Below are 18,792 nucleotides of genomic sequence, written 5' to 3'. Positions count from 1 at the left end.
AGACCGGACTGAGCCGCCATCGCGCTTCTTGGTTGAGCAGGATCGTTTCGGAAAACCGCTATGCACTGGGGGCTGGCGCGGTCCGCCGGGTCGGGATCACGCTCTAAATATCGGTTCATCCCCCCGCAAACAAGGGAAGTTCCCGGCGGGACGGGCCGAAAACCGCGCTTTCACCGTTCTTGACTTGACCTTGGGCGGGACTGTAAATGGCGCCCGACTGACGGCCGGGATACTCAGCAACACCCGGCCGCGATGGGGCCATAGCTCAGCTGGGAGAGCGCGTCGTTCGCAATGACGAGGTCGGCGGTTCGATCCCGCCTGGCTCCACCACGCTTCGCCCTTCGGGCTACGCGTGGCGCAGCCGCGCAGGAGCCTGAAGGGCGAAGCGTGGTGTCCGGCGAAGCCCAAAGGGCGAAGACGGACCTTTAACCCGGCACTCCCCCCTTACGTCCCCGTAAACCGCGGCGGCCGCTTCTCCACAAAGCTCGCGACGCCTTCCCTGAAATCATTGCCCTTCAGCGCGATCTGCATCTCGCGGTTGGCATCGATGGTGGCTTCGGCGAGCGTCTGGAACGGCACGTCATAGACCTGGCGCTTGATCACCGCGATCGCGCTCGGCGAGACGAAATCGGCGAGGTCGCGGGCATAGGCATAGGTTTCCTCGCGCAGCTTCTCCGGCGACGAGAGCCGGTTGACGAGGCCGATGCGCAGCGCCTCCTCGGCCGACACCCGCCGCGCCGACATCAACAGATCGAGCGCGTTGGCGTGGCCGACGATACGCGGCAGCATCCAGCTGATGCCGTGTTCGGCGATCAGGCCGCGCCGCGCGAAGGCGGTGGTGAACACCGCGGTGTCGGCGGCGAAGCGCAAATCGCAATAAAGCGCGTGGACCAGGCCGATGCCGGCGGTGGCGCCGTTGAGCATCGCGATCACGGGCTTCCTGATCGCGGGGTAGTAGGCGTATCGCGTCTGCCAGTCGGCGCGCCGGTTCATGTCGAACGGGATGTTCTCGCCGCGCCTGACCTCGTTGGGATCGATCCCTTTCAACGCGTCCATGTCGGCGCCGGCGCAGAAGCCGCGGCCCGCGCCGGTCAGCACGATGACGCGAACGTTGTCGTCGTTGGCCGCCGCCTCCATCGCGTGGCGCACGTCGCGCTCCATGATCGCGGTCCACGCATTCATGCGATCGGGGCGATTGAGCGTGATGGTCGCGATCCTGTCGCTGACCTCATAGAGGATGTGCTCGTAGCTCACGGCGATCTCCCTGTGCCTTGTTGTTATTGATACGCGCGGCGATACCTACGCGCGGCAGGCAAGAGTAGCACATCCACCAGAATGAAAAGCCGGCGTGAAATTCCGCGTGGCGGCTATTCAGCGGCCTGTAGCATCACCGGCTGCGGCACGCGCGCGATCCAGCCGTCGATGAAATGCTTCAGCCACGCGCGTTCGGCGGCATCGTGGACGGCACGCTCGGCGAAATGCAGATGGCCCGGTTGTGCCCCCGGCGAATCCATCCGTGCGCAACCGCGCGTGGTCCAGCGATGCATCATCGCGTAGGTCACGTCGGGATGGAATTGCAAGCCAAAGGCGTTGCCGAACTGAAACGCCTGCACCGGGAAATCATCGCCCGCCGCGAGCAGGTCGGCGCCGGCGGGCAATTGAAATCCCTCGCCGTGCCAGTGATAGACCCGCGCCGGCCAGTCCGGGCAGAGCGTGCGGCCCGCCTCGGTCGGCCTGACCGGATAATAACCGACCTCGACACGGCCTTGCGGATGCGGCGTGACTTTGGCGCCGAGGTGCCGCGCCAGCATCTGTGCGCCGAGGCAGATGCCCAGGAACGGGCGTTGCTCACGCAGCGGAACGGCGATCCAGTCGATCTCGCGCCGCACGTAGTCGTCGCCATCGTTGGCGCTCATCGGACCGCCGAAGATCACCGCGCCGGCATGCGCGTCGAGCGTTTCGGGCAGCGCGTCGCCGAAGCGCGGGCGACGGATGTCGAGGCGGTAGCCCAGCGCGCGCAGAGCATTGCCGATCCGGCCGGGAGTCGATGTCTCCTGATGCAGCACGATCAGCACCGGCCGCAGCCGGGTCTGGTCCGAGACCTCAGCCGTGACCGAGGTCGGCCTTCGGCTGGCGAAGGGCACCACGACACGGCTTTGGTCAGACCGGAACGACATTGCCTCTGCTTAAAGTTTCGGCACGTAAGGCGCGATCATAGCTAAGTGGTCGTTAACATCGTGTGAGTTTGCGCACACCCAGACGACGCAAATCGCGGGCCAGAAAACAGCCTTAACGGCGACGCGCGGGACGTTTTTCAGGGGCAGCTAGCGCTTGCGGAGCTGAAATCCGCCGACCGCCGTCAGGATGAAGGAGCGCGGAAACAGCCGGAGCAGGAACGGCACCAGCTTGATGAAGGCGCCGGGCAGCACTGCGCGCTTGTTGGCCATCAACCCGCTATAGGCCTGGCGGGCCACCTCTTCCGGCGTAACGTTGAGGATCGCGGAATCGAATCCGGGGGCAAACCCGGCGCGATCCTGAAACTCCGATGGTACCGGGCCCGGGCAACACACGGTGACACGCACGCCCTGCGGCGCCAGCTCACAGCGCAACGCCTCGGAAAACGACAGCACATAGGCCTTGCTGGCGTAGTACACGGCCATGCCGGGTCCCGGCAGAAATCCGGCGATCGAGCCGAGATTGAGGATGCCGCCGCGGTTGCGGATCAGCTGGTCGGCAAAGCGCAGCGTCAGATCGGTTAGCGCGCGGATATTGACATTGATGATGTTGAGCTGCTCGGCACGGTCGCGCTCGATGGCGCGGCCGAACAGGCCGAAGCCGGCATTGTTGACAAGAAATTCGACCTCGACCCCGGCGTCGGTCAGGGCCTGCGCGATCCGATCGCCCGCATCTGTGTGCTGGAGATCACAGGGGATCACAATTGGCGCTGCGCCGCCCTTGGCCCCGAGCTCGTCGGCAAGCGCCTTCAGGCGGTCGGCGCGCCGCGCCACCAGCGCCACACGGTGACCATTCGATGCAAACACGCGCGCCAGTTCGGTGCCTATGCCCGCCGATGCCCCGGTTATCAGCGTCACACGCTCGGTCACGTTTCAAACTCTTACTGCAAATTCTAGTGAGGTCCCCAACAAGGCGACGAGAGCATAGGGATGCGGTGGGACGCAAGCCGTGTGTAAGCTTGTGGACAGCGGCGAGGCACTGGTTTTGTGATGAAACGCCAGATTTTCAGTCGGATCGCCCACAATCGCGGCGGACATTAAAATTTCGTCATCCGTGATGCCGGTGACGATGCGTCCGCCGGCACGGACAATCGCGTCAGATTGCGGCGTCCGCCGTGCCCCAGGGGCCCTTTGGCAGTGCCGCCTGCTTCTCGGCGACCCGATGCTTGAGATCGATGCGGTCGCGCGAGGAAATGCCGAGCAGATCGGCGGCGCGCCAGACCACATTGTCCTCGAACTCGCTGACCTGGCCGTCGGCATAGACCAGCTCCCACATCATCTCGACAATGCGCAGCCGTCCCTCCTCGTTCACCGAGCGCATGATCACACTGGTAAAGTGATAGAGATCGACGGCCTCGCCCTCGACGCGCATGGCAGAGGCGATCAGCTTGTCGGCCGCGCCGCGATCGAGCTGGAAACGGCTCTCGATCAGGCCGTGCAGCTTGCGCGTCTCGGCAGGCGTCGGCTCGCCGTCCAGCGACACGACATGCACCAGCAGCGCCGTCGCCGCCAGGCGATAGTCGCCGTCATCGAAGGTGCGGTCGGCCTGAGCATCGGGGGAAACGATATCGGCAATGAATTGGCGAAGTCCGTCGAGCATCGTTCTCTCTGTGGAATGAAGCCTGCCTGATTTGAGCGTGATCTATCCGGCTACACGTATTTCCGGATCATGCTCCGTTGAAATCTATATGGCGTGGAAACAGAACCGGTGCAATCCGCGCAGGTTCCCGCTGCGACATTACGTTTCGGCAACATGGATTGAGTCATTCCGGGGCGATGCGAAAGCATCGAACCCGGAATCTCGAGATTCCCCGATGCGCAATTGCGCATCTGAGGTCTGGTCCTGACGGACCATCCCGGAATGACGATGTGCTCAACTACGGTATCTCGTACACCACGAGCTTGTCGGCAATGCCGCGCAGTGCCGCTTCCTTCTGGATCGGCTTGATCGCGGCGCGATCGAGAATGCCTGCGACCTCCGCCGATTCCATCACCGGCTGGGTCAGATGGATTTCCTGCGAGGTCGACAGGCTCTGCACCCTGGCTGCGATATTCACGGTCTGGCCGAAATAATCCTGCCGCTCGTTCAGCGTCACCGCAAGGCATGGCCCCTCATGGATGCCGATCTTGACGATTAGATCCTCCTTGCCGCGCTCGGTGTTGAGCTGCTTCATCGCCGCCCGCATGCGCAGGCCCGCCGACAATGCATGCTCTGGCCGGATGAAGGTCGCCATCACGGCATCGCCGATCGTCTTCACGACGGCGCCGTGCTCGGAAGCGATGATCTCGAGCAGCGCGTGGAAATGCGCGCGCACCAGATCGAACGCGGCGAGATCGCCGACCCGTTCATATAGCGCGGTCGAGCCCTTCAGGTCGGTGAACAGGAAGGTCAGCGCGGTGATCTTCAGCCGCTGGTCGACGGTGAGGTTGTCGGCCTTGAACACGTCACGGAAGGTCTGGTTCGAGAGCATCCGCTTCGCGGTGAGGATCGGCTTGCGCTTGCCGAGCAGCTCATGCAGCGCATCGGCCGCGACCCACACCGCGGGCAGCACACGGGTGTCGGTCTGGTTGTCCAGCGACAGCCGGAGCGGCCCCGGCCGCAGCACCGTGGTGCCGGTCGGCGCCTGCAGCTTGTTGAACACGATCGAGAACTGCTGGCGCTCGGTGGTCGGCTCGCCCTGCACGTCGAAGAAATGCGCCGAGTGCGTCACCGGCTCGAACACGATCAGGAACTGCTTCGGCAATTGCAGCGACAGCAGCGCCTTCTCGCCGGCCGGCAACTCCAGCGATTCCAGCGTCACCTCCTTGAGCAGACGCTCCAGCGAGTCTTCGTTGAGCTCGATGCCCGAGCTCCAGAACATCTGGCGGACATATTCCCAGATCGGCAGCGTATTCGGATCATGCGCGCCGATGCGGCGCACGCGCGGGCTGACGGTGAAGGCGACCTCGACCAGATCGTCGACGGACGCTTCGTATCCGGCCGCGCACAGCGCGCAATTGTAGTCGTCATGGCGCAGCGATTTCAGCGTCGAATGCGCATCGAGCACGCCGCCGCAGCCCGGGCACAGCACATTCCAGCTCATGTCGAACAGGCCGAGCCGCGACGCATGCAGGAAGCCGGAGATCACCTTCTCCTGGTCGAGCCCGGTCCGGTTCGAGAAATCCAGCAGATTGATACGATTGAGATCCCGGTCATGACCGTCCGCGATCAGCTGCAGCATGGCATCGACGACGGCCGGATCGGTCGTCTGCCTGAGGACTGCGAAATGGGCCTGCGTATCGCTCATGGTGAGCCCCTAGATGAGCATTGGGACATCGCCGCGCAAGGCTAGCGCGGCTTGATCGTAAACGCCGGGGAGCGGTTCGGCTGTGTCGTCACCACGCCGATCGGCAGCACCGGATCCTTGTCCGCCAGCGCGACGCGGAATGCGCCGACAATCTTCGCAAGCGCGAGCGTCGCCTCGACCAGCGCAAAATGCGCACCGATGCAGACCCGCGCGCCGACCCCGAACGGCAGATAGGCGAACCGATCGGGCGGCGTTCCCGTCATGAACCGCGCCGGCACGAACGCGTTCGGATCGCGCCACAGCTTCTCATGCCGGTGCAACAGCCACGGCGCAATCAGGATTACGTCACCCTTCCTGACCGGACGGCCCGCGATGGTATCGGGACCGCCTGCCGCACGCGCGATCAGGAACGCCGGCGGATAAAGCCGCATGGTTTCGTCGATCACCGCGCGGGTGAATTTCAGTCGCTCGATGTCGAGCGCGCCAGACGTCGCCGCGCTCCCGACTTCTGCTGCCAGTTGTTCCTGGGTCAGGGGATCGAGCGCCAGCAGATAGAGCGCCCAGAACAGCGCGGTCGCCGTCGTCTCGTGGCCGGCCAGGATCATGGTGGCGACCTGGTCGCCGAGTTGGGCATCGGTAAAGGCCTCGCCGGTTTCAGGATCGCGCGCGGCGCCCATCAGGTCGAACAGGTCGCGCGCCGGCGCATTGTCATCCTTGCCGGCCGCACGTCGCTCGGCCATCAGCATGCCGACAAACGCGGTCCAGCGCTTGCGGAAACGGGCGCGCCGGAAATCCTGCGGCGTCGGCCAGTTCAACGGCAGCACCAGATCCAGCATGTGCGGCCGCGCCAGCGTGTTGCCATACTCCATCACGAAGTCGCGCAGCGCGGCGCCGTGGCGATCCATGCCGAACGAGAACATGGTGCGGCCGGCGATCTCCAGCGTCATGCGCTGCATCGCCTCGCGCAGATCGACCGGGCCGCCACTCGCGGAGTTCAGCTTGGCGATGGTCTCGTCGACCGCCGCAATCATGTAAGGCACCAGCGTCGTCACCGCGCGCGGCGTGAACGCCGGCGCCAGCGTGCGGCGCTGATGCTTCCACGCACGCCCTTCGGCGATCAACAGCCCCTCGCCCAGCATCGGACGCAGCACGCGAAGGCCGGCCGGCGTGCGGGTGTAGTTCTCGTAATTGTCGACCAGCACATGGCGGATCGCATCGGGCGTGTTGAGGATGAAGCTCGAGCGGCCGAGAAAACGGCCCTGGACAATGTCGTCCTCATAGGCGCGCTGGCCCCAGGTCTCGATCGGCGAGTTGCGCATCACCCGCATGCGCTGGAACGCGCCCATATCGTCCGGCGCGCGCGGCGGGGCCGGCGGGACCAGGGGACGCCGCGTGACCGTGATATCGTAGACCTCGGCTATGCTCATGGTCCTCGCTTCCTGCCTCACGCGACGGCCGATCCGGCCATGCGATCCCGGCGCCAAGAAGGCGCGCGGACCCTGCACCAGACCTAATAAGTCAGCTCGGCGACCGCAATCCGATTCTCCGACGCCGGCCAGGCCCGCATCATAATGCGTTCCCCGTTGAAGATCGCGGCGACCGGACGCCCGACATCGTCCGCGGCGAGCCGCAACGTCGTCACCGAATCCGTCGGCACGCCGGGTTTTACATCGGCCGGCTCCTTGCCGTCGAACAGCACGATATCGCGCGGCAGGCCGAAATAGCCGCGCGGCCGCGACATCAGCACGACCGCGCCTGCGCCAGCATCGGCCGACCCCAGCGGCCGCGCCGCGCGCAGATGCACAATCTCGGATGAGCGCGGAAACGGCGAGCGATAGATGTGCGTCGTCGCCGTACCAGGTGACGTCAGGACGAATTCGAGCGACCAAGACGGGTCGACCTGCGCCGGACCCCAGCGGCCGTCGGCGCCGGTCTGCGAGCTGTGCAGCGGGCCGCCGATGCGCTCGCCGGTCTCCGCCGCGACATGATAGATGTCGACCGTGGCGCCCGGCACCGGCCGGTTGGTCGGCACGCCGCCGGGCGTACCCGTGACGAGGCCGCTCAGCCTCACCGCCGTCTCCGCCACGATCCCGATCCGCGACGGCTCGTGCCGTGCGATGAATTTGTAGATCTCGCGAAAGGCGCGCGGATGAAAGGCGGTCTCGCGATGATCGAGCGCGCCGAGCACCAGATTGGTCGCGCCTTTCAGCGCCGGGCCTTCCGTCGTGACGTTGGTCGGCGTGCCCGGCTTGCCGGCGAAGCGGCCGTCGGCTTGCGCATATTTGTCGAGGCCGTCGCTGCGCAGCGTCAGGAAGGCGGTGCCAACAGTGACTTCGCTGTCGCCATCGTTCAGTCCGCGCAGGAACGGACCACGCCCGTTGAACTCGTTGCCGAGCCCGTCGTCCCACGCATACACACCGTGATTGGGCGTGCCGCACAGCACCGCGTGGCTGATGTCGCCGCCGCCACCATTCTTGATGGTGTTGCGGATCGCATTGCCGCCGCGCGAACTGCCGACCAGTGCGATCCGCGGCGCGCCGGTCTTCTGCTTCAGCTCCCTGATCGCCTCGGCGAGCTCGCGGCGCTGGTCCTCGGTCGAGGAGCGGCTCGCCTGCTCGATCTTGTCGTCGGTGCGCGCCAGCGGATCGGTGAAATTGATCGCCGCCATGCGTTCGCGCGGCACGCCGTTCGATTCCATCCGCCAGAACGTCGTCATCCAGAGCGGGGCGTGATCGCCATTGCCATGCACGAACAGGATCGGCGGGATGTCGCCGGCCGGCGAGGGCTGGGCCGAGGCCGACTGAGCCAGGACCGATTGAGCCGAGGCCGGGGCGCCGAGGCGGCCGGCCAGCAGGGACAGGGCGCCGGCCCCTTGCAAAATTCTCCGCCGCGACAGCGCCATCGGTCCCCTTCCCCCAGGCCTTCCCTTGACCTTCCCTTGGCCTTCCTCAGGTCTTTCAGTGCTTTAGCTGTGTCCTATCCCCGCCAAGGGTGTCGTAATCGCTGGACAGGACACGCGTTTCGCGGGCATCAGATTGTGCAGCCGGAATCGTCCAACAAGCCATAGCAGGCCAACCGGAACTGGATATGACCGAACCGCGTGATCGCTCCGACAGTATCACTGCACCGTTGCGGCATTCAATCTTCAGGCGAATCTGGCTCGCGAGCCTGCTCTCCAATCTCGGTATCCTGATCCAGGGCGTCGGCGCCGCCTGGGCGATGACGCAGATGACCTCGGAGGCCGACAAGGTTGCGCTGGTGCAGACCGCCTTGATGCTGCCGGTGATGCTGATCTCGATGCCGGCCGGGGCCATCGCCGACATGCACGACCGCCGCATCGTCGCGCTGGTGTCGCTGGCGATCGCGCTGACCGGCGCCACCACCCTGACCGTGCTGGCCTGGCTCAATCTGGTAACGCCGAACATCCTGCTCGCGCTGTGCTTCGTCGTCGGCAGCGGCATGGCGCTGTTCGGCCCGGCCTGGCAATCCTCGGTCAGCGAGCAGGTGCCGCCGGAGACGCTGCCCGCCGCGGTCGCGCTGAACGGCATCAGCTACAACATCGCGCGCAGCTTCGGTCCGGCGATCGGCGGCATCGTGGTGGCGTCCGCGGGCGCCGTGGCCGCCTTCGCCGCCAATGCCGTGCTGTATCTGCCGCTGCTCGTCGTGCTGTTCCTGTGGAATCGCGTCAGCGAGCCGTCGCGGCTGCCGCGCGAGCGGCTGAACCGCGCCATCGTCTCCGGCGTGCGCTACATCACCAATTCGCCGTCGATCAAGATCGTGCTGACCCGCACCATGGTGACCGGGATCATCGGCGGCTCGGTCTCGGCGCTGATGCCGCTGGTGGCGCGCGACCTCCTGCATGGCGGCGCGCAGACCTACGGCATCATGCTCGGCGCTTTCGGCATGGGCGCGGTGATCGGCGCGCTCAACATCAGCGAGATTCGCAGCCGGCTCAGCGGCGAAGCCGCGATACGCGTCTGTGCGTTGACGATGGGCGCGGCGATCGCCGCGGTTGCCGTGAGCAAGCAGCCGGTGATCACCGCCGCAGCGCTGGTCGTTGCCGGAGCGGTGTGGATGCTGGCGATCGCGCTGTTCAATATCGGTGTGCAGCTCTCCGCGCCGCGCTGGGTCGCGGGCCGTTCGCTGGCGGCCTTCCAGGCCGCGATTGCCGGCGGCATCGCAATCGGCAGCTGGTGCTGGGGCCGCATCACGGACGTGGGCGGCGTCGAGATGGCGCTGCTGATCTCCGCCGGTCTGATGCTGCTGTCGCCGCTGCTCGGCATCTGGCTCAGGATGCCGCCGATCGGCGCGCGCAACGAGGACGCGACGGATGCGCTGGCCGATCCGGAGGTGCGGCTGCAACTGAGCGGGCGCAGCGGGCCCCTGGTGGTCGAGATCGAGTACCGGGTGGCGCAGGACAATGCCCGCGCCTTCCACAATGTGATGCAGGACGTGCAGCTCAGCCGCCAGCGCAACGGCGCCTATGGCTGGTCGATCGCGCGCGACATCGCCGATCCCGAATTGTGGACCGAGCGCTATCATTGCCCGACCTGGCTCGATTTCCTGCGCCAGCGCAACCGCGCCACGCAGATCGAGCGCGAACTGCATCAGAAGGCGGCCGACTTCCATATCGGCGCCGAGCCGATCCGCGTGCGCCGGATGCTGGAGCGTCCGTTCGGATCGGTGCGCTGGAAGGACGAGACCCCGGATCGCGCCGCCAAGGAGGTGATCCCGGTGGTCGCGACCGCAGCGGGGAGCAGTACCTAGTCTCTCCATTGTCATTCCGGGGCGCGCGAATAGCGCGAACCCGAAATCTGGAGATTATTAGCTCGAGATTCCGGGTTCATCGCTCCGCGATGCCCCGGAATGACAGCTGATGGGTCTACTGCCCGTGATCGGCGAGCGTCTGCTGGCAGGCCTTGCTGAGGCGGCTGCGATGCTCCTTCAGGCACGCCAGCACGACCTGATCGCCCTCGCTGAGATGGGCGCGGCAGAACCGCGAGGCATCGCGCGAGCAGGCATCGCGCCCCTGCTGCTGCGCCGAGACGGCCGACGTCAACAAAACCAGCGGAACGACGGCAAACAGAAATCGGGTCATCTCTCAAAGCCTCTCAGGCGTTTTCGCGCGAAGCGGTGCCGGTTCGCGTGAAGAAAACGCGTCAAATAAGGAATCCGGAGCCCCGTTCCGATTTCATCGGAGCGGCAACGGCTCCAGGGAATGCGAGGCCGGTTCTATAGCGTTTCGTTGCCGCGAAGAAGCTTGAAACCGACTGTGACGGTCATCACGCATGGGTAAGGCCCGCTTTTTCTTGTCCTTCCGGCGCCTTGTTGGGATCGCGTTAAGACCTTGTTGGCATTAATCGCTCGTTACGGCTGTGGCGTATCCTTAAGTTCCGAGAGAGTGTGTAGCGATGCGTAGTGCGTTGGGCCTGATGCTGGCCAGTGTTGTAACGGCGATCGTGATCGCCGGCGTGTGGTTCTGGACCTCCTCGCCGCGTGCCGACGCGGCTCCTCCGCAAACCACGGCTGCGGCCAAGGCCGATCCGCTTCCCGCGGCGGCAAAACAGGCCGCCAAGGACGATGTCGAGACGACCGCCGCGCTGTCGAAGCGCGCCGATGCCACTCAGGCCGCGGCGCCGGCCGCTGCTCCGGCGCCGGTGCCGGCCCCCGTCGCGGCCGCGCCCAAATGCGCCAACCCCGATGCGCTCGGCATCAGCCGCACCGTCGTGGTCGACACCAATGGCGGCCCGGGCTTCGGTTTCCTGCAGTACAAGCAGTATGATTTCCTGACCGACAAGGAGGTCGTGCTGACCTTCGACGACGGTCCGTGGCCGACCACCCCGGCCGTGCTCAAGGCGCTGGCCGATGAATGCACCAAGGCGGTGTTCTTCCCGATCGGCCTGCACACCACCTATCACCCGGACATCCTGCGCCAGGTTGCCGCCGCCGGCCACACCATCGGCGCCCATACCTGGTCGCATGCGCATCTGGCGGGCAAGAAGATCACTGAGCAGCAGGCCAAGGACGAGATCGAGAAGGGTTTTAGCGCGGTAAAGCTGGCGCTGGGCGCCAACCCGGCCCCGTTCTTCCGCTTCCCGGCGCTGGCGCACACCCCGGCGACAACCGCCTATCTCGGCACCCGCAACATCGCGATGTTCTCGGTCGACGTCGACTCCAACGACTTCAAGTCCAAGAGCGCGGACGAGGTGATCAACAATGTGATGACCAAGCTCGACAAGGAGCACAAGGGCATCATCCTGATGCACGATTTGCAGAAGCACACCGCGCAGGCGCTGCCGACGCTGCTCCGCAAGCTCAAGGCCGGCGGCTACAAGGTGGTCTGGATGAAGGCCAAGACCCAGCTCGAGACGCTGCCCGAATACGACGCGATGATGGCGAAGACCGAGAAGCCGATCGCAACGGGCCGGCCGATCGGCAACGTCGTGCAGACGGTCGCCGAGTAACGCAGCGAACGCACTCTCAACGCAAAGCGCCCCTGGACCCAATCCAGGGGCGCTTTCGTTTTCTGGTCGCAGCCACCTTCTCCCGGTCCGATACGATGTGAGCGACAGCCTGGAAAGGCCTATGCGCCTTCAAGAGAGGCGCCATCACGCCCGGTGGCTGCGGCCCCCACCAAAATATCGAAAACAACCCCATGCAAAGGAGCCGGCGGATGCCGTCTCCAGACTGACCGTTTGAGTGCCCCGGCGCGGGCGTAGCGGGTGTTCGGATCGGCCGAGATGAATTGTCCCGTCTTACGCTCGCCTCACATGAAACCTCCAACCATCTTCGGAAACGCTGATGCGATCGGACAGAGTTCAGATCGAGCCAGCGGGCGCAACGGCGGGAAAATCCTGCTCGGGATCGAACGCGTTGTTGAAAAAGTTCGTCAGGGAGTACATGGCCACTAGCGCGACGATCTCCATGACGTTCGCATCCGTGTAGCCGGCGTCCCGGACGGCTTTCATATCGGCGTCACCGACCTTGCCGCGGGTTGTGATGACCTTGCGCGCAAACTGGAGAGCGGCGTCCCGCTTCGGATCACTGGCATGACCCTTCCGAGCGAGAATGATTTCATTAGCCGGCAGCCTGGCCATATGCTCGGCCGTAAAGCTGTGAACCGTCAGGCAGTAGTTGCACCCATTCACTTCGGAGACAGCGAGGCCGATGCTGTCACGCGTCTTCACGTCAAGCGCCTTGCTCAAAGAGCTGAGCAGTGTAGCCCATGCGTTGAACGCGATCGGGCTCAGCGCGAAGGTCGCCATCATATTCGGAGTGAACCCGATGTTCTTGGTGAATCCGTCGAGAGTCGGTTTCGAATCCGCCGGCACCTGAGCCGGCGTTGGCAATGCAGTTCGAGCCATCAGTAATCTCCGTAGATCGTATCATACCAGGTCCAGCACATCGGCCACCGGACGGCGCGGCTTCTGCGCCCAGTTTCCCGGACGCTCCGGCCCCACGGCCAACAGCAGGACCGGCACTTCGTCCTTCGCCAATCCGAACTCGCGCTGCACCGGTTCGGCATCGAAACCGATCATCGGCGTCGAACCCAGGCCTAGCGAGCGGGCCGCATAGATGATCGCTGCCGCGCCGAAGGAGGCGGTTCGTAGCGCTTCATCGCGCTGGCGCTGTGGGTACTCCATGTACAGATTGCGCGCGGGGATCTCCCATTCCGGCACCATCTTCGCCGGCATGACACCCGATTCTACCAGCGGCGCCAGGCGCTCTGGTATTACGCTGGAATCGGCCAACTGGCCGCAGACGATGAAGGTAACGGCTGCGTCGGTGATCGCGGGTTGATTCCAAGCCATCGGACTCAGCCGGGCTTTGGCTTCAGGCGTGCGCACGGCGATGAAGCGCCAGTTCTGCATGTGGAAGGATGTCGGTGCGGCGGTGCCGATTCGCACGAGCTCTCGGATTTGGTCGTCGCTCAGGGTGGCGGCAGGGTCGTAATACTTGGTGGAGCTGCGGCTCAGGATACATTCGATAACAGCGTTGGTCATGGTTGGTCCTATGAGTGAAGTGATAGGTTGAGGCACGAGAGTGCTTTCGCTCTCGTTGAGAGCCGGCCGGCCGCATTCATCGATAGGCGCGCGCCGCTCACGGACGAGCGCAAATGATCGTCTTCCCGCTGATCCGCTCGGTCGGGTTGAAGGCGGCAACGGCATCGTCGAGGGCAACCACGCTGCCGATGTTTGTCCGCACTCGTCCGTCACGCGCCCGCCGGACAATCTCACTCAGTTGGGCGCGATCGGGTTCGACGACGAAGTCTATCGTCCGGCCGTCAGCGGGGCGTGCCTCAGTCGGACCGGCGATGGTCACCAGCGTTCCTCCGGCTCGAATCACGCGCGCGGACCGCTTCGCGATGTCGCCGCCAAGGACATCGAACACCAGATCGACTCCGCCGACATCTTCCAGAGTGTCGTTGTCGAGGTCGACGAACTCCTGTGCGCCGAAGTCGAGAGCCGTCTGACGGCCGGCAGCGCGTCCGGTACCGATGACGTAAGCACCAGCCTCACGTGCGAGCTGGGTTGCCATCGAACCGACGACGCCGGCGGCACCGTGCACGAGGACGCTCTGCCCCGCCCGAAGCCGGCCGTGATCGAACAGCCCCTGCCACGCGGTAAGGCCTGGCATCACGAGGGCCGCGCCCACCGTGAAATCGACATCGCCCGGCAGCGGCGCGAGGTTGCGCGCCTCGATGGCCACATACTCCGCCAAGGTGCCGTCGCGATACCAGTCCACGAGACCGAATACCCGCTGTCCAACCGACAGCCCCGTCGTGCCATAGCCGAGGGCGCTGACCACTCCAGCCAACTCGTGGCCGGGGATCGACGGTGTTCGGTCACGCTCGCGGCGATCGGTCCAAGTCGAGGGCCACGTCAGCTCATCCCGGGTGAATCCCGCCGCATGAATCTCAACGACGACGTCGTTTATCGCGGCCTGCGGCTCGGGCCGCTCCACCAGCTTCATTCCGCCCGTTCCCGCCGCTTGGTCCGTCACAACGATTGCCTTCATCGTGCACCTGCCTGAGTGTGGCGGCTCATCATCTTCCGAACTCCTTTTCAGACGAGCGAAAACCGGAAGGCGAAACTCGATGGCTCCAATGACCTTGGATATTGAATCGATGCCATCGACGCGGCGCATTTCCTAAAGCCACGTTGCCACTGGTCCCGGCGCGATGAAACCCGCGGTGGGCGTTCCTGGACGCGCGGACACGCATTCTGGACTCCAGAGCTGGCCAACGCCGAGGATCAGTGCGCCGAGTGTGCGCGAATCTGGCTAGGGAACGGGAAAGAGCCCGGTTGGGGCGCAGCGTCGGGCATGCACGAGCCCACGCGGCTTTCGGCCTTTGCTGTTTCCAGTTTTTTCTTCGGTCAGGCAGCGAGTTCAGCCAACGCTGATAGCCCGACGAACAGTTTCAATAGATGAGCGGATGTCGCTATTGGCACGCCCATCTAAAATCGCACACTTGACGGGAGAGATGCCTCGGATTGGCTCAAGTGCCCTTATCACTCCCAGCGTTCTTCACGCGCAGCCGGTACTCGCTAGGATCAACGTTGTAGGCTTTGCGGAATGCTCGCACGAAACTTGACCGGCTTTCGTAGCCGGCGTTGTAGGCCACAACATCGATTGGGGCTGATGTCGTCGTGAGATCGAGCGCCGCCTGCCGCATCCTGAGATCCCGAAGGATGGCCATCGGCGAACGGCCAAAGATCTCCGAGAACTTCGCCATGAATGCCGACCGGCTTAGACCCGCGCTATGCGCAAGGCTCTGAACCGTATGAGCGGCCCCCGGACGCGCCACCATATCGGCGAATGCACGCGTGATCTGCCGATCCGCGAGAATCGAAAACCGATCAGTCCAGCTGCGGGAGGACTTCATCGACCGCCTCACCAGGGCGATGATGACCTGCTTTAGCAGGGACGCCGTCATGGCGCCCATACCGATTTCCTGCACGCAAAGCTCCTCGACCGCTTCGCGAAGCTTCAGGTCGATCTTGTCCGTCGGCTCGAACTTCTCGACCACGGGCTCGCGCAATTCGCGAAACAACCCGACGGATTGTCCGAAGGATGCGTTGAAGAAGCCGCAGATCTGGATGATCTCGGGCTGCTCGGTCGGTGTTGCGATACGCAACACGCTGTCATGCTGCTTCCAGCAATCGCGGGAGATGAGCCTCTTCGGGCCGCTGGTTCCGTCGACTTCGATTACGAACGGGGTACTCGGAGGCTTGATGATGAGGAGATGGGGTTCGAGCGACATCCAAGGCCCATCGCCGATCGAAATTCGTCCCCTGCCACTAATGGTGTAATGGACCGCCGGCGCATCGATCGTCCCCATCTCGGCGCGATGGCCTGATGGAATCAGCATTTCGGTGAGCGCGACGACATCGATCTCAAGTGCCCGCATGAGGTTGTTGAGATCGGCGGTGGCGAGCTTCGAGGCAGAGACGGCGATCCGCGAATCTGGCCGCTCGCCCTGTCCGCTTCCGGCCCGCGATTTGGCCGTGTTTTGCATAGCAACCTGCTTACAAGATCAACCCATGAATCCGCTAGGCGAATCATGCCTGCATCCTGGAACTGGATTTTAGGGCACGCTGAAAGGAGCCTTGGCGTGGTCCAGTCGGATTGTTGGAACTTGGTCCTATCAGTGGGCCCGTATCGCTGTAGTTTTTGCACCTTGAGACATGGTCTCGGCGCAACGCCGCTTGCCCGTGCACGCCGGCATCTGCAGCACCAGCTCGTGTGCTGCGCCTCCGACGATGATCCGGGAATAGATTCGTCGGTCTGGCCCTCTCTTTCACGATGTCCGACCCCTGGAGAGCTCAGTGAGTGCATTCGAACAAGGCCGCGTACGGTCGGGCGACAATGGCTTGGCGAATACGGCCGCCGAAAGGCTCCGCTGGCTGATCCCGGCGGCCGGCGCAATCGCCTATCCGTTCCTGCTCGATGCATTTCATCTCGCGGTCTCTCCCGCTGCTGGTCCGGTGTCGTTTGGGCGACTGGTCCTGGCGGCGCTTTGCCTGTTGGCCGCGACCGCCGCGCCCTTGCTGGGTCTTGCCTGCGCGTACTGGATGACCAAGGCCGAGCCTTCGTCGTTCGAGCTGCGCGCCCGGCGGCTCGCCTATCTCAGCATCGCTGCGCCGCCTTTGTTCGTGTTGACCGGCGTCGGTCTCGGATTGCTGCACATCCCCGTCAGCGACGAGCTTGTCTGGGTCGCGGGCTGGTTGGCCGCGTGCCTGTGTGTGCTGCTCGGCGGTGAGCAAGAGCGCCCGGCAGGATCGGCCGCGATTGCTCCATCCATCGCCAAATGGCGCGTGACGCACGGCGTCGCCGCAGCGGTCATCCTTCTCTACGTCGCGTTTCACCTCACCAATCATCTGCTGGGCCTACTCGGACCCGAGGTTCATGCCGCCGTGATGAAGATGGGGCGCACGGTCTATCGATCGTCCCTCGTCGAACCGATCCTCGTCGGCCTGATGCTGTTCCAGGTCGCCGTCGGGGTGCGGCTCGCCTGGCGCTGGAGCGCGCTGCCGGCGGATGCCTACCGCGTGTTTCAGATCGGCTCCGGCATTTATCTCGCGGCATTCATCCTCACCCATCTGAATTCCGCATTGGTCTCGGCGCGCGCCGTGCACCACATCGACACCAATTGGGCCTGGGCGTCGGGCGCACCGACCGGCCTGATCCACGATGCCTGGAGCATTCGCCTGGTGCCGCATTACGCGCTCGGCGTCTTCTTCGTGCTCGCCCATCTGACATCGGGATTGCGCGGCGTCCTGATCGCCCACGGCGTCGCTACCACGGCCGCCAACCGGATCTGGGCAACCGGCCTCGCAGCCGGCGCGCTGGTCGCGATCGCGATCATGAGCGGACTGTGCGGCGCGCGGATCTAGGCGGCGCAAATCGTCTGATAGGCCGCCAATTGAAGCGCGACGACGCGTTGCGCGGAATGACATTTCTCGAACCACAGACGCGCGGCATCGCCGCGGCGATTGTCGTCCAGCGGATCAGAAAGAACCTCAAGAATCCGGGCCGTGCACGTCTCGACACTGTCGGCGGCCAAGCAAGGCGGCGCCGCTCCGAAGAACTCGCCCGATTGGGCTTCATCGAGATTCGTTATGACGCGGCGTCCGAGCGCCATGGCCTCAAAGGTAACTCCGCCGATCGCCGGGATCCTGAACTGATCGACGACGACGTCACTCGAGCAGTAAAGCTGTCGCAATTCCGCCTTGTTCAACGACGGTTTCCACGAAACCATATCGTTGATTCCAAGCTCCAGAATCAGGTCCTTGCTTCGGTGAACATCAACGCCCCACTCGACCAGGATGATACGAAAATCGCGATCCGTTTGCGCAACCTGCGCGGCCGCCCTCAAGAAGAGATCATTGCCCTTCTGCATTGAGGCGGGTGCCGCGTGCCAGTGATGGCGCGTGGGGCTAAAGAATGTGGTGACCCTAGAGTCCCGTTTCGGAAGCTTGAGTCCTGCTCGGAAGGTCGAAATCTTTTCATCGTCGAAGGCATGCGGAAGGTAAACGGTCCGCTCCCTCTTCAATTTCAGCCGCTGCACAGACGGCAGCACGTCCGAATTGGTCACGAACGAGAAAGCCGCATTCTTGTACGACGCCGAACAAAGAATGCCATTGTAGCTTTTCTCGAAAGGCACCTCTCGCAACGTGCCATGTTCGTAACACGTGTAATTTTTGAATCCGTTGATGAACGGAATGAACCCGTCGATCGAATATCCCTGAATGATGTCGTATTGCTCCAATACGTCAGCGAATTCATTGGCAACGGTAGATGCGAAAGCTTCGACAGAGATGAGGGCTTCTGCCGGATAATCCGTAAACTGTTGCAACACGTCACCAAGCAGTGCCGCACGTTGCGAGGCGTTTCGATCCTCTCCCTTGCCGTACTTTTCGAAATAGCGAAACTCCGGGCGATCGACGATCTCCGGGCGAGTCACCACGGGAATGACTGATGAACCGACGTCAGCGGCCGCGCTTTTGTCTGCGGCCGGCGTCACGGCGTCAGCAGTTGGGATAGTGAAGACGTTGCTTTCGCTTGCAACCGGCGCCGCGACGTCGGGATCCGGTATCGTGAAGGCATCAGCGGGAAACTCGAAGCCAAAGCACGGCAAGCCGCGGCTGCGTCTCTGACTTCGCCAAATTGCGACCGCTAGGCTCGACCAGGCGACAACTCCAGCTTCCGCTTCACGCCGCAAATGAACAAACACATATTTCGTCAGTAAGGAGCGATAGATCGATGTG

16 protein-coding genes and 1 tRNA gene are annotated in these 18,792 nt (G+C 64.0%); 4 read left to right on the top strand and 13 right to left on the bottom strand.

All coding sequences use genetic code 11. The features are described from left to right. Positions 1-254: 254 nt before the first annotated feature. Positions 255-330, top strand: a tRNA-Ala gene (locus QJT82_RS16040). Positions 331-444: 114 nt separating this feature from the next. On the opposite strand, the gene QJT82_RS16035 is transcribed toward QJT82_RS16040, so the two are convergent. The 7 genes from QJT82_RS16035 to QJT82_RS16005 form a co-directional block, all read right to left on the bottom strand. Continuing rightward, a complete protein-coding gene (locus QJT82_RS16035; protein WP_028337384.1) occupies positions 445-1,254 on the bottom strand; it encodes an enoyl-CoA hydratase in 810 nt (269 codons plus the stop codon). A 113-nt stretch (positions 1,255-1,367) separates the two neighbouring features. Next, the gene (locus tag QJT82_RS16030; protein WP_028343774.1) at positions 1,368-2,177 is read right to left on the bottom strand and encodes a glutamine amidotransferase; all 810 of its coding nucleotides are present in this window, start codon (positions 2,175-2,177) and stop codon (positions 1,368-1,370) included. A gap of 147 nt (positions 2,178-2,324) precedes the next feature. Continuing rightward, complete coding sequence (locus tag QJT82_RS16025) at positions 2,325-3,104, bottom strand: SDR family oxidoreductase (RefSeq protein ID WP_028343775.1); 780 nt, start codon at positions 3,102-3,104, stop codon at positions 2,325-2,327. A 226-nt stretch (positions 3,105-3,330) separates the two neighbouring features. Beyond that, positions 3,331-3,834: a TerB family tellurite resistance protein gene (locus tag QJT82_RS16020; protein ID WP_016847256.1), complete on the bottom strand. Its 504-nt coding sequence runs from the start codon at positions 3,832-3,834 to the stop codon at positions 3,331-3,333. 277 nt (positions 3,835-4,111) lie between these two features. After that, positions 4,112-5,521 (bottom strand): adenylate/guanylate cyclase domain-containing protein, encoded by a 1,410-nt coding sequence (locus QJT82_RS16015; RefSeq protein WP_028343776.1) that lies wholly within the window; start codon positions 5,519-5,521, stop codon positions 4,112-4,114. A gap of 41 nt (positions 5,522-5,562) precedes the next feature. Then, positions 5,563-6,948, bottom strand: coding sequence for a cytochrome P450 (locus tag QJT82_RS16010; RefSeq protein ID WP_028343777.1), 1,386 nt, complete (start codon positions 6,946-6,948; stop codon positions 5,563-5,565). A gap of 83 nt (positions 6,949-7,031) precedes the next feature. Further along, positions 7,032-8,423 (bottom strand): hydrolase, encoded by a 1,392-nt coding sequence (locus tag QJT82_RS16005; RefSeq protein ID WP_028343778.1) that lies wholly within the window; start codon positions 8,421-8,423, stop codon positions 7,032-7,034. Between the two features lie 185 nt (positions 8,424-8,608). Between QJT82_RS16005 and QJT82_RS16000 the strand changes: the two genes are divergently transcribed. Beyond that, on the top strand, positions 8,609-10,288 hold the full coding sequence (locus QJT82_RS16000; RefSeq protein WP_028343779.1) for an MFS transporter: 1,680 nt from the start codon (positions 8,609-8,611) through the stop codon (positions 10,286-10,288). A gap of 115 nt (positions 10,289-10,403) precedes the next feature. Here the strand turns inward: QJT82_RS16000 and QJT82_RS15995 are convergent, their stop codons facing one another. Further along, positions 10,404-10,619 carry a cysteine rich repeat-containing protein gene (locus tag QJT82_RS15995; protein WP_028343780.1) on the bottom strand — a complete coding sequence of 72 codons (216 nt, stop codon included), beginning with the start codon at positions 10,617-10,619 and terminating at the stop codon, positions 10,404-10,406. Positions 10,620-10,932: 313 nt separating this feature from the next. Between QJT82_RS15995 and QJT82_RS15990 the strand changes: the two genes are divergently transcribed. Then, positions 10,933-11,985, top strand: coding sequence for a polysaccharide deacetylase family protein (locus QJT82_RS15990; RefSeq protein ID WP_028343781.1), 1,053 nt, complete (start codon positions 10,933-10,935; stop codon positions 11,983-11,985). A gap of 354 nt (positions 11,986-12,339) precedes the next feature. Here the strand turns inward: QJT82_RS15990 and QJT82_RS15985 are convergent, their stop codons facing one another. The 4 genes from QJT82_RS15985 to QJT82_RS15970 all read right to left on the bottom strand — a co-directional run bounded on the left by QJT82_RS15985 (position 12,340) and on the right by QJT82_RS15970 (position 16,040). Continuing rightward, positions 12,340-12,885 carry a peroxidase-related enzyme gene (locus tag QJT82_RS15985; RefSeq protein ID WP_028343782.1) on the bottom strand — a complete coding sequence of 182 codons (546 nt, stop codon included), beginning with the start codon at positions 12,883-12,885 and terminating at the stop codon, positions 12,340-12,342. Between the two features lie 21 nt (positions 12,886-12,906). Continuing rightward, positions 12,907-13,524: a nitroreductase family protein gene (locus QJT82_RS15980; RefSeq protein WP_028343783.1), complete on the bottom strand. Its 618-nt coding sequence runs from the start codon at positions 13,522-13,524 to the stop codon at positions 12,907-12,909. A gap of 97 nt (positions 13,525-13,621) precedes the next feature. After that, entirely contained in the window at positions 13,622-14,539 is a 918-nt protein-coding gene (locus tag QJT82_RS15975) for an NADP-dependent oxidoreductase (protein ID WP_028343784.1), read from the bottom strand. 481 nt (positions 14,540-15,020) lie between these two features. Next, positions 15,021-16,040, bottom strand: a complete 1,020-nt coding sequence (locus QJT82_RS15970; RefSeq protein WP_051448098.1) for a helix-turn-helix transcriptional regulator — start codon at positions 16,038-16,040, stop codon at positions 15,021-15,023. Between the two features lie 310 nt (positions 16,041-16,350). Here QJT82_RS15970 and QJT82_RS15965 point away from each other — a divergent pair, with 310 nt between their 5' ends. Next, positions 16,351-17,418 (top strand): hypothetical protein, encoded by a 1,068-nt coding sequence (locus tag QJT82_RS15965; RefSeq protein WP_210199799.1) that lies wholly within the window; start codon positions 16,351-16,353, stop codon positions 17,416-17,418. Here QJT82_RS15965 and QJT82_RS15960 read toward each other — a convergent pair. Beyond that, positions 17,415-18,792 (bottom strand): glycosyltransferase (locus QJT82_RS15960; RefSeq protein WP_281446648.1); only part of this gene is annotated, 1,378 nt, incomplete at its 5' end. The two genes, QJT82_RS15965 and QJT82_RS15960, sit on opposite strands and share 4 nt — an antisense overlap.

Source organism: Bradyrhizobium sp. Mp19, assembly GCF_029952935.1.
GTDB lineage: Bacteria > Pseudomonadota > Alphaproteobacteria > Rhizobiales > Xanthobacteraceae > Bradyrhizobium > Bradyrhizobium elkanii.
Note: the sequence above shows the minus strand (reverse complement) of the source record. Positions and strands in the feature narration are given on the sequence as shown.

What these genes read in the sequence shown, in the direction of transcription:
- QJT82_RS16030 (WP_028343774.1), bottom strand. Translation starts at nt 2,177, where the DNA reads ATGTCGTTCCGGTCTGACCAAAGCCGTGTCGTGGTGCCCTTCGCCAGC.
- QJT82_RS16020 (WP_016847256.1), bottom strand. Translation starts at nt 3,834, where the DNA reads ATGCTCGACGGACTTCGCCAATTCATTGCCGATATCGTTTCCCCCGAT.
- QJT82_RS16015 (WP_028343776.1), bottom strand. Translation starts at nt 5,521, where the DNA reads ATGAGCGATACGCAGGCCCATTTCGCAGTCCTCAGGCAGACGACCGAT.
- QJT82_RS16010 (WP_028343777.1), bottom strand. Translation starts at nt 6,948, where the DNA reads ATGAGCATAGCCGAGGTCTACGATATCACGGTCACGCGGCGTCCCCTG.
- QJT82_RS16005 (WP_028343778.1), bottom strand. Translation starts at nt 8,423, where the DNA reads ATGGCGCTGTCGCGGCGGAGAATTTTGCAAGGGGCCGGCGCCCTGTCC.
- QJT82_RS16000 (WP_028343779.1), top strand. Translation starts at nt 8,609, where the DNA reads ATGACCGAACCGCGTGATCGCTCCGACAGTATCACTGCACCGTTGCGG.
- QJT82_RS15995 (WP_028343780.1), bottom strand. Translation starts at nt 10,619, where the DNA reads ATGACCCGATTTCTGTTTGCCGTCGTTCCGCTGGTTTTGTTGACGTCG.
- QJT82_RS15990 (WP_028343781.1), top strand. Translation starts at nt 10,933, where the DNA reads ATGCGTAGTGCGTTGGGCCTGATGCTGGCCAGTGTTGTAACGGCGATC.
- QJT82_RS15985 (WP_028343782.1), bottom strand. Translation starts at nt 12,885, where the DNA reads ATGGCTCGAACTGCATTGCCAACGCCGGCTCAGGTGCCGGCGGATTCG.
- QJT82_RS15980 (WP_028343783.1), bottom strand. Translation starts at nt 13,524, where the DNA reads ATGACCAACGCTGTTATCGAATGTATCCTGAGCCGCAGCTCCACCAAG.
- QJT82_RS15975 (WP_028343784.1), bottom strand. Translation starts at nt 14,539, where the DNA reads ATGAAGGCAATCGTTGTGACGGACCAAGCGGCGGGAACGGGCGGAATG.
- QJT82_RS15970 (WP_051448098.1), bottom strand. Translation starts at nt 16,040, where the DNA reads ATGCAAAACACGGCCAAATCGCGGGCCGGAAGCGGACAGGGCGAGCGG.